The following is a 15,051-nucleotide window of genomic DNA, read 5'->3' as shown; positions in this document are numbered from 1 at the left end:
ATGTCACGTATCGGCAAAAGGCCGGTGGCGATCCCGTCGGGTGTGACGGCGACCGTCGAGGGCCAGACCGTCAAGGTGAAGGGGCCGAAGGGCCAGCTTCAGTTCGTGGTGCATGACGACGTCGAGGTGAAGTTCGAGAACGGCCAGGTCAAGGTCGCTCCGCGCGTCAAGACCAACCGCGCCCAGGCGATGTACGGCACCGCGCGCGCGCAGGTCGCCAACCTCGTCGAGGGCGTCACCAAGGGCTTCGAGAGGAAGCTCGAGATCACCGGCGTCGGCTACCGCGCGGCGATGCAGGGCAAGAACCTGCAGCTCGCGCTCGGCTACAGCCACGACGTGGTCTACGCGATCCCGGAAGGCATCACCATCGCGGTGCCGAAGCCGACCGAGATCACGATCACCGGCAACGATCCGCAGCGCGTCGGCCAGGTCGCCGCTGAGATCCGCGCCTACCGTCCGCCGGAGCCCTACAAGGGTAAGGGCGTGAAGTACGCCAACGAATTCATCTTCCGCAAGGAAGGCAAGAAGAAGTAACGGAGCCGGTCATGTCACTCAAGGTTACGAATGCCCGGCGCAAGCAGCGCGTGCGCCTTGCGCTTCGCCGCTCGGCAGGCGGCCGTCCGCGGCTGTCGGTGTTCCGCTCGTCCAAGCACATCTACGCCCAGGTCATCGACGACCAGAAGGGCGAGACGCTCGCGTCCGCCTCGTCGCTGGAGAAGAACCTGCGCGACGCCGGCAAGACCGGCGCCGACATCGATGCGGCGAAGGCGGTCGGCAAGCTGCTCGCCGAGCGCGCGGCGCAGAAGGGTGTCAAGGAAGTCGTGTTCGATCGCGGCGCCTACATCTATCACGGGCGCGTCAAGGCGCTCGCGGATGCGGCGCGCGAAGGCGGATTGAGCTTCTAAGCGAATCGAACGATTACAAGGAAAGAGGCTTGGGCCTCCTAGAGATTGGAAAACACCATGGCAGGTGAACGCGAACGCGGCGGACGCGAACGGAGCAGGGATCGCGAAGAGCGCGACAGCGAGTTCGTCGACAAGCTCGTCCACATCAATCGCGTGGCGAAGGTCGTCAAGGGCGGCAAGCGCTTCGGCTTTGCGGCGCTGGTCGTGATCGGCGATCAGAAGGGCCGGGTCGGGTTCGGCCACGGCAAGGCGCGCGAAGTGCCGGAGGCGATCCGCAAGGCGACCGAATCGGCGAAGCGCAATCTGACGCGCGTCGCGCTTCGGGAAGGCCGCACGCTGCATCACGACATCGCCGGCCGTCACGGCGCCGGCCGCGTCTACCTGCGTGCCGCTCCGGCCGGTACCGGCATCATCGCCGGCGGCCCGATGCGCGCGGTGTTCGAGACGCTCGGCATCCAGGACGTGGTGGCGAAGTCGATCGGCTCGTCGAATCCCTACAACATGGTTCGCGCAACCTTCGACGCGCTGAAGCATCAGGATTCGCCGCGCTCGGTGGCGGCCCGCCGCAACATCAAGGTCTCCACCCTGCAGTCGCGCCGCGTCGGCGGCGATGCCGAAGCGGTGGCGGAATAACCCGCGCGACCAGCGCTTTCTGGAGTTCAAGACGATGGCCAAGGCCAGCAAGACGATCAAGGTCGAGCAGACCGGCAGCGCGATCCGCCGCCATCACTCGCAGCGTTCGACGCTGATCGGCCTCAAGCTCAACAAGATCGGCCGCACCGCCGAGCTTCAGGACACCCCTGAAGTTCGCGGCATGATCAGCAAAGTCCAGCATCTCGTCCGCGTCGTCGGCGAGTAAGCAGAGATAAGGAGAAGGGCGATGAAGCTCAGCGATATCGCCGACAACGCCGGCTCGCGCAAGAAGCGCATGCGTGTCGGCCGTGGCATCGGTTCCGGCAAGGGCAAGACCTCGGGCCGCGGCGGCAAGGGCCAGACCGCGCGTTCGGGCGTCCGCATCAAGGGTTTCGAAGGCGGCCAGATGCCGATGCATCGCCGTCTGCCGAAGCGCGGCTTCAACAACATCTTCCGGCTCGACTTTGCCGAGATCAATCTCGACCGTCTGCAGGAAGCGATCGACAACAAGCTGGTGGACGCGTCCGCCACGGTGAACGTCGAATCGCTGGTGAGGGCCGGCGTGCTGCGCCGCGCCAAGGACGGCCTGCGGCTGCTCGGTCGCGGCGAGATCAAGACCAAGCTGACGATCGAGGTGCACGGCGCCTCCAAGTCGGCCATTGCCGCGGTCGAGAAGGCCGGCGGCTCGGTCAAGATCCTGGCCCCCGCCAAGGAAGAAGGCGAGGCGGCGTAACATCTGCGTCATTGCCCGCGATCTGCGCGGGCAATCTGCAGATCGAATGATTGGACTTATCGAGGCCGAGCACCAGATAATGTCCGGTGTCTGCCGACTCCCCAAAGGGGGCGTCGGCGAAGGGGGCTCCGGGAGAAAGCCGAAAATGGTCTCAGCAGCCGAACAACTTGCCGCCAACCTCAATTTCGGACAGCTGGCGAAAGCCGACGAGCTGAAGAAGCGCATCTGGTTCACCCTGGGTGCGCTGCTTGTTTATCGGCTGGGCACCTACATCCCGCTGCCGGGCATCGATCCCAACATCTGGGAGCAGGTGTTCCGCAGCCAGTCCGGCGGCATCCTCGGCATGTTCAACATGTTCGCCGGCGGCGGCATCCACCGCATGGCGATCTTCGCGCTGAACATCATGCCGTACATTTCGGCATCGATCATCGTGCAGCTGTTGACCACTGTGTCGCCGCAGCTCGAGGCGCTCAAGAAGGAAGGCGAGGCTGGCCGCAAGACGCTGAACCAGTACACCCGCTACCTGACGGTGATCCTGGCCGCGTTCCAGTCCTACGGTATCGCGATCGGCCTCGAAGGCGCCGGCAATGTCGTCAGCGACCCCGGCATGTTCTTCCGCCTGTCGACCGCGATCACGCTGACCGGCGGCACCATGTTCCTGATGTGGCTCGGCGAGCAGATCACCTCGCGCGGCATCGGCAACGGTATTTCGCTGATCATCCTGTCCGGCATCGTCGCCGAGCTGCCGTCGGCGCTCGCCAACATGCTGGAACTCGGCCGCCAGGGCGCGATGTCGACCGGCCTGATCCTGATCGTCATCGTGATGGCGGTCGCCGTGATCGCCTTCATCGTGTTCATGGAGCGCGCGCAGCGCCGGCTGCTGATCCAGTATCCGAAACGTCAGGTCGGCAACAAGATGTTCGAGGGCCAGTCCTCGCATCTGCCGCTCAAGCTCAACACCTCGGGCGTGATTCCGCCGATCTTCGCCTCGTCGCTGCTGCTGCTGCCGACCACGGTTGCGAACTTCAACGCCGGCAAGGGCCCGGAGTGGTTCCAATGGATCACCACGCAGCTCAGCCACGGCCGGCCGCTGTTCCTGTTCATGTATCTCGCGCTGATCGTGTTCTTCGCGTTCTTCTACACCGCGATCGTGTTCAACCCGACCGAGACCGCGGACAATCTGAAGAAGCATGGCGGCTTCATCCCGGGCATCCGTCCCGGCGAGCGCACCGCCGAATATATCGACTACGTGCTGTCGCGCATCACGGTGCTCGGTGCGATCTATCTCGCGATCGTCTGCCTGATTCCTGAAATTCTGATTTCCTACGCCTCGGTCCCGTTCTACTTTGGCGGCACCTCGCTCCTGATCGTCGTTAGCGTGACGATGGATACGGTGTCGCAGGTGCAGGGCTATCTGCTCGCTCATCAGTATGAAGGGCTGATCAGGAAATCGAAGCTCAGGGGAGGCCGTCGCCGCTGATCACGGCGCGGCTTCAAACTCAAAACTCAGGTGTGCGGACCTCGCCCACCTAGCCGGGGGGCGAAACAGATATGAGATTGATCCTTTTGGGGCCGCCGGGCTCGGGCAAAGGAACCCAGGCGCAGCGGCTGGTGCACAAGCACGGCATCGTTCAGCTCTCGACCGGCGAGATGCTGCGCGCCGCGGCTGCCGCAGGCACGCCGGTGGGCTTGCAGGCCAAGGAGATCATGGCCAATGGCGGCCTGGTTCCCGACGAGGTTGTAGTGGGAATCATCGCCGACCGGATCGAGGAGCCCGACGCCAAGAAGGGCTTCATCCTGGACGGCTTCCCGCGCACCGTACCGCAGGCGGAGGCCCTGGACGAGCTCCTCAGGAAAAGACATCTCAAGCTCGACGCCGTTGTCGAGCTGCGCGTCAACGAAAGCGCGCTGCTCGCGCGTGTTGAGAAGCGCGCCGAAGAGACCCGCGCGCGCGGCGAGGAAGTGAGACTCGACGACACGCCGGAAGTGCTGACCAAGCGCTTGGCGCAGTACCGGTCGATGACGGAACCGCTGATTCACTACTATTCCGAGCGGCGGAAGCTCCTGACGGTCGACGGCATGATGACCATCGAGCACGTCACCCGTGACATCAACCGGATCCTGGCGGCGATCGGCGCCGTCGAATCGAAGGCCGACGAGCTAGCCAAGAGCGCTTCGAAGGCCACCAAGACGGCCAAGAAGACGACCAAAAAGCCGGCCAAGAAGGCAACTAAGTCGGCCAAAACGGCCGCCAAGCCGGCCCGGAAGGCCGCCAAGGGGACCTCAAAGGCGGTCGCCAAGGCCAAAGGTACCAACAAGGGTGCCAAAAAGGCTGCGAAGAAACCGGCCAAGAAGACGGCAAGGCAGGCTGCAAAGCAGGCCTCTCGTGCCGCGAATGCCCGGAAGGGGGCAAAAGCCGCCAAAAAGGCGGCAAAAAAGCTCACGAAAAAGCGAGCTAAACGTTAGGAGCGGTTGACGAAACCGACATGAATCCTTTAATAAGCCTCGCATCCAAGTTGGATAGTTTTATGACGATGCCGGGCCCCGAAGGACACGAGGGGAGGGCGTCGTGTTCGCGTTTGTGGACACAAGCCCGAGAGAACAAGAACTTGAGCAGCCCGTATCCGTGATGGATCGGCGACAGGAGAGAAGTCCGTGGCCCGTATTGCCGGCGTCAACATTCCGACCAACAAGCGCGTCCTGATCGCGCTTCAGTACATCCATGGCATCGGCCAGAAGAACGCGGCCGACATCATGGAGAAGACCAAGATTCCGGTGGACCGTCGCGTCAATCAGTTGACCGACCAGGAGGTCCTGCAGATCCGCGAAGTCATCGACCGCGACTATCTGGTCGAGGGCGACCTCCGTCGCGAGGTCGGCATCAACATCAAGCGGCTGATGGACCTCGGCTGCTATCGCGGCCTGCGTCATCGCCGCGGTCTGCCGGTGCGCGGTCAGCGCACCCACACCAATGCGCGCACGCGCAAGGGGCCGGCCAAGGCAATCGCCGGCAAGAAGAAGTAAGCTTTGCGAATTGCAGGTGGGGAGTAGCGAATTGAAATTCGCTACTCGCCATTTGCGTTTTGAGGTGTAGCCGCTGGCACTACGGCGGCGCTTGAGATCACAGGAAAGGTTTGAAATGGGCAAGGAAGCCACCCGCGTACGCCGCCGCGAACGCAAGAACATCGCCTCCGGCATCGCGCACGTGAATTCGTCGTTCAACAACACGACCATCACCATCACCGACGCGCAGGGCAACACCATCGCCTGGTCGTCGGCTGGCACCATGGGCTTCAAGGGCTCGCGCAAGTCGACCCCCTACGCCGCGCAGGTCGCGGCCGAAGACGTCTCCAAGAAGGCGCAGGAACACGGCATGCGCACGCTGGAGGTTGAAGTGGCCGGCCCGGGTTCGGGCCGTGAATCGGCGCTGCGCGCGCTGCAGGCTGCGGGCTTTACCGTCACCTCGATCCGCGACGTGACCACCATCCCGCACAACGGCTGCCGTCCGCGCAAGCGTCGGCGCGTTTGATCTGTAAGTCGCGGGCGGCGGTCTGCCGCCCTGCGATGGTTTTTGGAATTGACCGCGCGGACTGTTCCGCGATCTCCAACGCCAGGTTCGGCCATTCGACTGGCCCTGCGACTGGCAAAGGGTGAAAAAAGTGACGATCCAGAAAAATTGGCAAGAACTCATTCGACCGAACAAGCTGCAGGTGACGCCGGGCTCGGACGCGAGCCGGTTCGCCACCGTCGTCGCCGAACCGCTCGAGCGTGGCTTCGGCCAGACGCTCGGCAACGCGCTGCGCCGCATCCTGCTGTCCTCGCTGCAGGGCGCTGCGGTGCAGTCGGTGCACATCGACGGCGTGCTGCACGAGTTCTCCTCGATCGCCGGTGTCCGTGAAGACGTCACCGACATCGTGCTCAACATCAAGGACATTGCGATCAAGATGCAGGGCGAAGGCCCGAAGCGCATGGTCGTCAAGAAGCAGGGCCCGGGCGCCGTCACCGCTGGCGACATCCAGACCGTCGGCGACGTCGTGGTGCTCAATCCGGACCTGCAGATCTGCACGCTGGACGACGGCGCCGAGATCCGCATGGAATTCACGGTCGCGACCGGCAAGGGCTATGTCGCCGCCGAACGCAACCGTCCCGAGGATGCCCCGATCGGCCTGATCCCGGTCGACAGCCTGTTCTCGCCGGTCCGCAAGGTCTCCTACAAGGTCGAGAACACCCGTGAGGGCCAGATCCTCGACTACGACAAGCTGACCATGACGATCGAGACCAACGGCGCGATCACGCCGGATGACGCGGTGGCCTACGCTGCGCGCATCTTGCAGGATCAGCTCAACGTGTTCGTCAACTTCGAAGAGCCGCGCAAGGAAGTCACGCAGGAGATCATCCCCGATCTCGCGTTCAACCCGGCGTTCCTCAAGAAGGTCGACGAGCTCGAGCTGTCGGTGCGTTCGGCAAACTGCCTGAAGAACGACAACATCGTCTACATCGGGGACCTCGTGCAGAAGTCGGAAGCGGAAATGCTCCGCACCCCGAACTTCGGCCGCAAGTCGCTGAACGAGATCAAGGAAGTGCTGGCCCAGATGGGTCTGCATCTCGGCATGGAAGTGCCGGGCTGGCCGCCGGAGAACATCGACGAGCTCGCCAAGCGCTTCGAGGACCACTACTGATCCATTTTCACCGTCGTGGCCGGAAAACCTCCGGCCACGATTTTTTAATGGGCGAACGCAGGATGCCCACCTGCAAGACTTGTCGCTGAACCACCGCGGCAGAATTGAAGAAGGAAGAAGTCAATGCGTCACGGCAAGGTTCATCGGAAGCTCAACCGCACCGCCGAGCACCGGCGTGCGATGTTCGCCAACATGGCGGCCGCGCTGATCAAGCACGAGCAGATCGTCACCACGCTGCCGAAGGCCAAGGAGCTGCGGCCGATCGTCGAGAAGCTCGTCACCCTCGGCAAGAAGGGCGGGCTGGCCCTGCGCCGTCAGGCGATCTCGGAGCTGCGCGACGTCGACCAGGTCAGGAAGCTGTTCGACACGCTGGCGACCCGCTACAAGGACCGCCAGGGCGGCTACACCCGCATCATCAAGGCCGGCTTCCGCTACGGCGACAACGCGGCGATGGCCGTGATCGAGTTCGTCGATCGCGACGTCGACGCCAAGGGCCAGGACTCCGGTCCGACCCAGGACAAGGAAGCCGAGGCGGCGTAAGCCAGTCTCGAGCCAAGGTTTTGAGAACGGCGCCTTCGGGCGCCGTTTTTTGTTGGTGGCTGCGTTCTATCTCTTGTCGTCCTGGCGAAAGCCAGGACCCATAACCACCGACATTTGGGGTTGGAGAGACTGTGGCCCCAGCATCGCGTAACAATTCGCATCTGGGGTAATGGGTCCTGGCTTTAGCCAGGACGACGAGGTGTGTTCTACTTCCTCACGCGTCGGTGAGATGCAATTGCGGTGCATCATGCCGCGCCCGATATCTCGGTCAGCATCAATGGAGATGAAGCCATGAAAATCGACCTTTCCGGAAAAACTGCGCTGGTGACCGGCTCGACCGCGGGCATTGGCAACGCCATCGCCAGGGGGCTGGCCGGGACCGGCGCCGAGGTCGTCATCAACGGCCGCGGCCAGGCCAAGGTCGATGCAGCCGTTACCGCGATCGCCAAGGCGGTTCCGGGCGCCAAGCTCCGCGGCATTGCCGCCGACGTCTCGACATCGGCAGGTTGCAAGGCGCTGCTGGCGGCGCTGCCCGAGGTCGACATCCTCGTCAACAATGCCGGCATCTTCGAGCCGAAGGCGTTCTTCGACATTCCCGACGAGGACTGGAGCCGCTTCTTCGAGGTCAACGTCATGTCCGGTGTGCGGCTGTCGCGCGGCTACATGCAGGGCATGCTGAAGCGCAACTGGGGCCGCATCGTCTTCATCTCCTCGGAATCCGGCCTCAACATCCCGACCGAGATGATCCATTACGGCACGACCAAGACCGCGCAGCTTGCGATCGCGCGCGGGCTGGCGCAGCTGACCCGCGGCACCGCGATCACCGTCAACTCGGTGCTGCCCGGGCCGACCATGTCCGAGGGCGTCGAGACCTTCGTCAAGGATCTGGCGAAGCAGAACGGCCAGTCGGTCGAGGAGGCGGCCTCCAACTTCGTCAAGCAGCACCGGCCGACCTCGCTGCTGCAGCGCTTTGCCAGCACCGAGGAGATCGCCAACCTCGTGGTCTATGTCTGCTCCAAGCAGGCCTCCGCCACCAATGGCGCCGCGCTGCGCGCCGAGGGCGGCATCGTCAACACCATTGCATGAGGTCCGGCCATGTCAGCTTACGTGATTTCCGAGGTCGACGTGAAGGATGCCGCAGGTTTCGAGGCCTATCGCACGATCGCGGCCAAGGCGATCGCGCAGTATGGCGGGCGTTATCTGGTGCGCGGCGGTGCTGCTGACGTGGTTGAGGGCGGACCGCCGCCGAACAACATCATCGTCGTCGAATTCCCGTCGATGGCGCGTCTGCGCGAGTGGTACGCCTCAGCGGAATACGCTGAAGCGCTCAAGCATCGCCGCACTGCGCTCGACCGCAGGCTGATCTTCGTCGAGGGCGTGCCGCCGAGCTAACCTTTCGCTCCGTCGAGGAACTCGCTGAAGCCTGACGGGCGGTAGGGGCCGAAGCACAATTGCTCGAGAACGCCGATTCCGGTCCGGTCGCCCTGGCGGGCGCGCATCACCTGTTGCACGTGCACGTTCTCGCGCGCCAGCGGGTCGAGCGTCGAAGGATCGAACGATTCGCCGCCGATCTCGAGCTCACCCTTCCACATGCCCTGGCCCCATTGCGGATGACCGTAGCCGAGGCCCTTCATCTGGAATTTGAGGATCGGATCGAGCGCGATCGTGCTGGTGTGGCCGTCGACGTCGACCAGGTCGATTTCAGCCGACTGCGCCAAGCGTGTGTTCGGCACGTAGGTCACGCGGTGCCGCGCGGTCGCCATGCGGCGGTCGAGCCCGTCGACGACGCCGGGGATCTCGGCCTCGCTCCGGTAGAGCGGCGCGATGATGCCCTCGCGGACCAGCGCCTCGCCGCGCGTCCCATCGAAGAAGATGGCGTGCGAGATGTGGTCGTCCCAGACCAGCGGCGCCCACAGGAAGAACACGCTCGGCGGCGGCATCGGCGCGCCTCCGACATCGCGTTCGCCGACATTGCGAACGCCCCAGGAGCGATCCTTGGTGCCGTAGCATGAGCGATCGTCGACCTTGATCTCGCCATCGGGGTGGCTGATGACGCCGCGCCAGCGGCCGAACTGGTCGAACCGGGTCGAGTCCATGGCGCGGCGGTCGCCCGACCAAAGCGTCTGGCGCGCTTCCTGGATCGCAGCGGTGCGCGCGGAAAAGGTCAGGTCGCAGGCCAGCCCCGTCGCATTGTCGTCGAGCAGGACCCGGGTGCGCAGCATCGGTTCGAGCACCTCGAGTCTGAAAGGACCGACCTGCATCTCGGTACGCTCGATCGGCGCCCGCCGCGAACCGTAGAAGCAGTGCTGCCGTCCGCCGCGCTCGACGACGCTGAACGCGCAATCGAGGACCTTGCGGTGCGGGTAGATCGCGATGCCAATGCCGAAATAATACGCGCCGTCGGCGGTGTAGCCGTTGAACCAGGTGCGGTCGTAGACATTGCGGTCGCTGGTGATGGGAACCGCGATCGGTTCCGGCGTCTGGTGGATCGGGAAGTCGTCGAGTTTGTTGAGCACGCGGATCCCTTTCGGTACTCCCTAGTCCTGCCAGTATGCAAAACCGTCGTGATCCACGCTTGCGCGCAGGCGCCACGGGTCATCTTCAGGAACAGCGCGTCGCCGCGCTCGGAGCGCTGGACGCTCAGCGCGGAGACGACGCCCATCATGATGCCATGCAGGGTGTAGCGCCGGTAATCCCGCCAGCACTGATCCCAACCATAGTCCCGCACGCCGCGACGGATCAGTTCCGAATGATATGATCGCACCAGATCGGCTTCGTGAAGCCGCCGTTCCGACGGTTCGATGCCGGCCGACAGGAAATAGGCGACGTCGACGATTCCAGGGCCAACCGTCAGCGTCTGCCAGTCCAGCGTCGCCATCGGTCGGGTATTGCCGCGGACGTCGAACAGGATGTTATCCAGCCTGAAGTCCGCATGCTGCAGGGTTCGCGGCGTCGATTGCTCCGACTGGTAGCGCGGGACCGCGTCCGGAAGCCGGTCGATCAGATCAAGGAATTCCGGCTCGATCACGCCACGATATCGCTCCTTGTAGTGACCGATGATGGCGGGCAGCGTCGCGTGGAAATCCTTGCGCCGGCCTGCGGCCACCACGAAGCAGTGCACCGCGTCCAGCGTCGGATCGTTCCATCGCGGCGCGTGCAGGGCGGCGGCCTCGGCCATCGCTGTCTGGCAGTCCGCGATCGAGCATCCGGCGAGCTGGTCGCCCTGGCGTGCGGGCGCCAGATCTTCGAGAATCAGCGTGAAGTCGTCGGTCGCCGGATCGATTTCGGCGAGGATCGGCCGCGGCGTGTTGATGGCGACGGTCGCCGCCAGCTCGCGATAGAACGCGACCTCGCGAACATAAAGCATGTGCGCGGAACCGGAGCGGCGGCTGTCGGGATCTGCGGCAGGGAATTTGCCGATGACGCTTAGGGGCGCGTTCGGCGCCTCTCCGTCATAAGTGAGACGAAATCGATAGGAGTCGCCGACGAGGCCATTACCGACCGGCTTGCAGGCGAGATCAGTGACCCTGACCTGGTCGATCACACCGGCTTCGCGCAGCGCCCGCGTCATCCACTCCGGATCGATCCGCGACGGATCGGCCGTGAGCAAATTCATCGGCTTCCTCCCATCCCCGTGGGCGTCACCACCGTTCCAGCCGCGTCTCGCGTTGGCCGGATTGAGGACGGGGTGATCGTTGCGCAAACTATACAGGTGATGTCGCGTCTTTGGCAAAAGCGACGCGCCGGCCTGTGGGGAAGTCGGGTGGGGCGGGTTGGCGTCAGCGTCACCCGCCGCCCTTGGAGAGGTGGTGGGTTACGGCTTCGCCTAACCCACCACCCTACGCATTCGTCCCGATCCTACTACCAGCCTTCCAGCACGATCTTGCCGCGCGACTTGCCACTCTCTAGCAGCGCGTGGGCGCGCTTGAGATTGGCGGCATTGATGGTGCCGAAGGTTTGATCGAGCGTGGTGCGCAGCACGCCCTTGTCGAGGAGGTCGGCGACATCGTTGAGCAGATGGTGCTGCGCGATCATGTCAGGCGTCTGGAACGACGAGCGCGTGAACATCGATTCCCAGTGCACCGACACCGCCTTGCCCTTGAACGCGGCGACGTTGAACTCCGAGGGATCGTCGATCAGGCCGAACTTGCCCTGCGGCGCAATGAAGTCGGCGATCGACTTGTAGTGCTGGTCGGTGAAGGTGAGGCTGGCGACGAGGCCGACCGGCGGCAGCTTCAGCTTCTCGATCTGCTCCTTCATCGGCTGCGAGTGGTCGATCACCGCGTGCGCACCGAGATCGAGGCACCATTTTTGCGATTCCGGCCGCGTCGCGGTGGCAACTACGGTGAGGCCGGTGAGGCGGCGGGCAAGCTGGATCAGGATCGAGCCGACTCCGCCGGCGCCACCGGTGATCAGCAGCGTACGCGGGTCGAGGCTCTTGCCCGGCACCGCGCCGAGCCGGTCGAACAGCAATTCCCAGGCGGTGATCGAGGTCAGGGGCAGGGCGGCGGCCTGCGCGAAGGACAGCGATGCCGGCTTGTTGCCGGCGATACGTTCGTCGACCAGATGAAATTCCGAATTGGTGCCCTGGCGCAGGATCGAGCCTGCGTAAAACACCTCGTCGCCGGGCTTGAAGAGGGAGACGTCGGGCCCGACCGCGTCGACCACGCCGGCCGCGTCAAAGCCGAGGATCTTGTAGCTGCCGTCGGTCGGCGCCGCGCGCTTGCGCACCTTGTAGTCGACCGGGTTGGCCGAGATGGCCTTCACCGCGACCCTGATGTCGCGCCCCTTCGGCTCGGGCTTGGCGATCTCGAAATCGACGAGCGAATCCGCCGCCTCGATCGGCAGCGATTTTTGGTATCCGACGGCCTTCATGCCTTGTCTCCGTGGTGGGCGATTGCCTGCCGTGATACCTGTCGCGCTGGCGTCCATTTGGCAAGTACTGTAAAATCAGGGAACTAGTCCCTGTTTGTATACTATTGGGAAAATACCGATGAAACGGAAGAATTTTGCGCGCCGGCCGGGCTGCGCCGTCGAGGCGGCGCTCGACCTGATCGACGGCAAATGGAAGGGCGTGATCCTGTATCATCTGCAGGCCGGCACCCAGCGCTTCGGCGAGTTGCGGCGGCGGATGCCCGGCATCACCCAGCGCATGCTGACCAAGCAGCTGCGTGCGCTCGAGGACGATGGTCTCGTGATCCGCAAGGTCTATGCCGAGGTGCCGCCGCGGGTCGAATACACGCTCTCCGAACTCGGCGAGAGCCTGCGCCCGGTGATCGATATTTTGAAGGCGTGGGGCGAGGGCCATCAGGAGCGGCAGTCCTGCGCGCCGGCGCCGGAGGTCGTCGTGAAGAAGTCCAAGCGCGCGGCGTAGAAGCGTGCTCCTGCGTGAGCAATGCCATGCCTTTGTCCGGGAATTACGAGATGCAAATCAAGGTAACACCAGAAGAGCTGAGATACATAATTCGCTGCGGGGCTGCTCTCGCGCAAAATGTCCCTGAGAAATCGCTTCCGACATATTGCGGATTCGACAAGCAGCAGATCGTCGATTTTTCCGGTCGAATGAGGAGCGAACTGGATAAGGCCGGTCTAGATATGTAGACGCTGGAGCGGCAGTCGTAGCGCGCCCACGCCGTGAGAGCAGTTGAAATGAAAACGGCCGGAGCGATGCCCCGGCCGTCTGTTTATTGACGACAGATCGGATCGTCTCAGAACGCAACCTGCGTGCGCAGCGCGACCGCATCAAACTTCGAGCCGACATCCGCAGTCGAAGTCGCCGACGCCTGCTTGGCGACGTCGCCGTGCAGGTAGTTCAGCATGAAGCGGACGTTGTTGTTGACGTACCAGTTCAGCGCCGCGGTGTAGACGGTCTGCCGTCCACCGGCGATGCCGACCGCCTGGCCGATCTGATCGTTGAGGTTCATCTGGCTCACGCGGCCGGCGATTTCCCAGGCGCCCCAGCCGCCGCTGGCGAGCGAGAACGGATCATGCGGCTTGATACCGCCATAGGAGGCCGTTGCCGGGTTGTAGGCGTGATTCTCGCCGGTCAGCACATAGCCGACCTGCGCGTAACCGCCGTCGAATTTCAGGCTCGACGCACCGAACGGCGGCAGCCCGGTATTCGCAGTGCGATCGACGTTGAACCAGTAGTACTCGCCCTGTGCGATCAACGGGCCATAGGTCGCCGCCGCCTCGACGCCGTAGACCTGCGCCCCGGAGACGTTGGCGATCGCACCGGTAGAAATCAGCGTCGTCGGATCGATGCGCAGCTCGGGCCGGTCGCTGAGCGTGAGCGTCTGCGCCTGCGTCACCAGATTGCGCGGCGGCTGGATCAGCCATTCCGCGTCGGCACCGATATGCACCGAATAGTTATTCCCGCTGATCGGATTGCCGGCGACACGGACGACCGCGCCATACTGCTCCGATGATCCGGGCGGGGTGACGCTGGACGCCGAGTGAATCTGGCCGGTGGTCGGTCCGGTTGCATAGGCGCCGACCCAGAGCTGGTCATTCCACCAGCGGCTGCCGACGGTCGAACGGAAGTCACCTGCCGCGACGTTCTGCGCGATGATGCCGGCCGAGGCGCGCTCCATGAACAGGATGTCGTTCGAGCTGGTGGACTCGTCGAGCGTCCAGGCCAGATCCATGATGCCGCCTTCGATCGCCATCTTGCCGCCGAACGGCTTGAAGCCGGTATAGCTGAGATAGGCATTCTCGACGCCGGAGGTGCCGCCGCCGGGCAGCGATCCCGCCGCCGTGCCACCGAAGCCGTCGGACGAGCCGCCGAAGTCGTAGATCAGCGCGTAATTCCAGTCGCCGAAGAATTTGCCGATCACGCCGATGCGGGCGCGGCGGAGATTCTCGCCGCTGTCAAGCTTCTGCGGCGACGTGCCCGCGGTGTTCGGACGATAGTCGTAACCGCCGACATCCCAGTGGATGCGGCTCGTGATCGCGATGCAGTTCTGTTCGTCCGCGGTGCAGATCGTCGGCCGGTTGTTCGGCAATGTCACCACGACGCCGGACGGCGCGACCGGACCCTTGACCGGGATGGCGGCATTGGCGGTTACGACCCGCGCAGCCTTGGCGTCCGCGGCCTTCGCGTTGGCGTTTGCGCTGGCCGCCGTCGCGGTGTTGGCATTGGTCTGCTTCTGCAGTTTGTCGAGCTTCTGCTCGAGCATCTTCAACTGCTGCTTCAGTAGCGCGATCTCCGCATCGCTGCCGCCTCCGGCCGATTGTGAATAGGCCGGCGAGGCGGCGAGCGCCCCTGCCAGCCCTATGGCGATTGCACCAACTTTTGTCGCACTCATTGTGCACCCCTGTTGTGTTTGAAGTCCCCACTCACTCACTGAAACGTCCTAGGAGTTGATCGTGACTGACACACGACAGTGCTGCCTAGCATCGCAGTTCCGCTTGTTGTCCGCGGGCAACAAGCGGAGCGGCGCAGTGAGATTACAATCATCATAGAAGTTTGGCGGCGCGCTTCAACGCGGCTGCCACGGGTTTTGCACCGCGGCGGCGGGGGGCAGTTATCGGGCCCGGCGCCCTTCAATTGCCAGGCGAA

At 63.9% G+C, this 15,051-nt stretch carries 18 protein-coding genes and 1 pseudogene; 15 read left to right on the top strand and 4 right to left on the bottom strand.

The window, feature by feature from the left end; all coding sequences use genetic code 11:
• The 13 genes from rplF to K359_RS0124775 all read left to right on the top strand — a co-directional run bounded on the left by rplF (position 1) and on the right by K359_RS0124775 (position 8,882).
• Positions 1-534, top strand: coding sequence for a 50S ribosomal protein L6 (gene rplF / locus K359_RS0124835; RefSeq protein ID WP_016843759.1), 534 nt, complete (start codon positions 1-3; stop codon positions 532-534).
• 11 nt (positions 535-545) lie between these two features.
• Positions 546-905 carry a 50S ribosomal protein L18 gene (gene rplR, locus K359_RS0124830; RefSeq protein WP_029081760.1) on the top strand — a complete coding sequence of 120 codons (360 nt, stop codon included), beginning with the start codon at positions 546-548 and terminating at the stop codon, positions 903-905.
• A gap of 57 nt (positions 906-962) precedes the next feature.
• Positions 963-1,538, top strand: a complete 576-nt coding sequence (rpsE, locus tag K359_RS0124825; protein WP_029081759.1) for a 30S ribosomal protein S5 — start codon at positions 963-965, stop codon at positions 1,536-1,538.
• 34 nt (positions 1,539-1,572) lie between these two features.
• Positions 1,573-1,764 (top strand): 50S ribosomal protein L30, encoded by a 192-nt coding sequence (rpmD, locus tag K359_RS0124820; protein ID WP_029081758.1) that lies wholly within the window; start codon positions 1,573-1,575, stop codon positions 1,762-1,764.
• 21 nt (positions 1,765-1,785) lie between these two features.
• Positions 1,786-2,271: a 50S ribosomal protein L15 gene (gene rplO / locus K359_RS0124815; protein ID WP_029081757.1), complete on the top strand. Its 486-nt coding sequence runs from the start codon at positions 1,786-1,788 to the stop codon at positions 2,269-2,271.
• 145 nt (positions 2,272-2,416) lie between these two features.
• Positions 2,417-3,751, top strand: a complete 1,335-nt coding sequence (gene secY, locus K359_RS0124810; RefSeq protein WP_029081756.1) for a preprotein translocase subunit SecY — start codon at positions 2,417-2,419, stop codon at positions 3,749-3,751.
• 71 nt (positions 3,752-3,822) lie between these two features.
• Positions 3,823-4,737: an adenylate kinase gene (locus K359_RS0124805; RefSeq protein WP_029081755.1), complete on the top strand. Its 915-nt coding sequence runs from the start codon at positions 3,823-3,825 to the stop codon at positions 4,735-4,737.
• Positions 4,738-4,926: 189 nt separating this feature from the next.
• Positions 4,927-5,295, top strand: a complete 369-nt coding sequence (gene rpsM, locus K359_RS0124800) for a 30S ribosomal protein S13 (RefSeq protein ID WP_029081754.1) — start codon at positions 4,927-4,929, stop codon at positions 5,293-5,295.
• 115 nt (positions 5,296-5,410) lie between these two features.
• Complete coding sequence (gene rpsK, locus K359_RS0124795) at positions 5,411-5,800, top strand: 30S ribosomal protein S11 (protein WP_006021048.1); 390 nt, start codon at positions 5,411-5,413, stop codon at positions 5,798-5,800.
• Positions 5,801-5,930: 130 nt separating this feature from the next.
• Positions 5,931-6,950 (top strand): DNA-directed RNA polymerase subunit alpha, encoded by a 1,020-nt coding sequence (locus K359_RS0124790; RefSeq protein WP_029081753.1) that lies wholly within the window; start codon positions 5,931-5,933, stop codon positions 6,948-6,950.
• Between the two features lie 123 nt (positions 6,951-7,073).
• Positions 7,074-7,490, top strand: coding sequence for a 50S ribosomal protein L17 (gene rplQ, locus K359_RS0124785; RefSeq protein ID WP_028335465.1), 417 nt, complete (start codon positions 7,074-7,076; stop codon positions 7,488-7,490).
• Between the two features lie 291 nt (positions 7,491-7,781).
• Complete coding sequence (locus K359_RS0124780; RefSeq protein ID WP_029081752.1) at positions 7,782-8,576, top strand: SDR family NAD(P)-dependent oxidoreductase; 795 nt, start codon at positions 7,782-7,784, stop codon at positions 8,574-8,576.
• 9 nt (positions 8,577-8,585) lie between these two features.
• Positions 8,586-8,882, top strand: coding sequence for a DUF1330 domain-containing protein (locus K359_RS0124775; RefSeq protein ID WP_029081751.1), 297 nt, complete (start codon positions 8,586-8,588; stop codon positions 8,880-8,882).
• On the opposite strand, the gene K359_RS0124770 is transcribed toward K359_RS0124775, so the two are convergent.
• From K359_RS0124770 to K359_RS0124760, 3 genes and pseudogenes are all read right to left on the bottom strand, one after another.
• On the bottom strand, positions 8,879-10,006 hold the full coding sequence (locus K359_RS0124770) for a hypothetical protein (protein ID WP_029081750.1): 1,128 nt from the start codon (positions 10,004-10,006) through the stop codon (positions 8,879-8,881). The genes K359_RS0124775 and K359_RS0124770 overlap by 4 nt on opposite strands.
• Positions 10,007-10,230: 224 nt before the next feature.
• Positions 10,231-10,857, bottom strand: a pseudogene (locus K359_RS64580) (phosphotransferase family protein); the annotation flags it as partial.
• Positions 10,858-11,351: 494 nt separating this feature from the next.
• Positions 11,352-12,365, bottom strand: coding sequence for a zinc-binding alcohol dehydrogenase family protein (locus K359_RS0124760; protein WP_029081748.1), 1,014 nt, complete (start codon positions 12,363-12,365; stop codon positions 11,352-11,354).
• Positions 12,366-12,483: 118 nt separating this feature from the next.
• Between K359_RS0124760 and K359_RS0124755 the strand changes: the two genes are divergently transcribed.
• Both K359_RS0124755 and K359_RS0124750 read left to right on the top strand, forming a co-directional pair.
• Positions 12,484-12,864 (top strand): helix-turn-helix domain-containing protein, encoded by a 381-nt coding sequence (locus K359_RS0124755; RefSeq protein WP_029081747.1) that lies wholly within the window; start codon positions 12,484-12,486, stop codon positions 12,862-12,864.
• Between the two features lie 50 nt (positions 12,865-12,914).
• A complete protein-coding gene (locus K359_RS0124750) occupies positions 12,915-13,091 on the top strand; it encodes a hypothetical protein (RefSeq protein ID WP_156928647.1) in 177 nt (58 codons plus the stop codon).
• A gap of 107 nt (positions 13,092-13,198) precedes the next feature.
• Here K359_RS0124750 and K359_RS0124745 read toward each other — a convergent pair whose 3' ends face one another.
• Positions 13,199-14,797 (bottom strand): OprO/OprP family phosphate-selective porin, encoded by a 1,599-nt coding sequence (locus K359_RS0124745; protein WP_029081745.1) that lies wholly within the window; start codon positions 14,795-14,797, stop codon positions 13,199-13,201.
• Positions 14,798-15,051: the final 254 nt, after the last annotated feature.

It is taken from the genome of Bradyrhizobium sp. th-b2, from assembly GCF_000426785.1.
GTDB lineage: Bacteria > Pseudomonadota > Alphaproteobacteria > Rhizobiales > Xanthobacteraceae > Bradyrhizobium > Bradyrhizobium septentrionale.
Note: the sequence above shows the minus strand (reverse complement) of the source record. Positions and strands in the feature narration are given on the sequence as shown.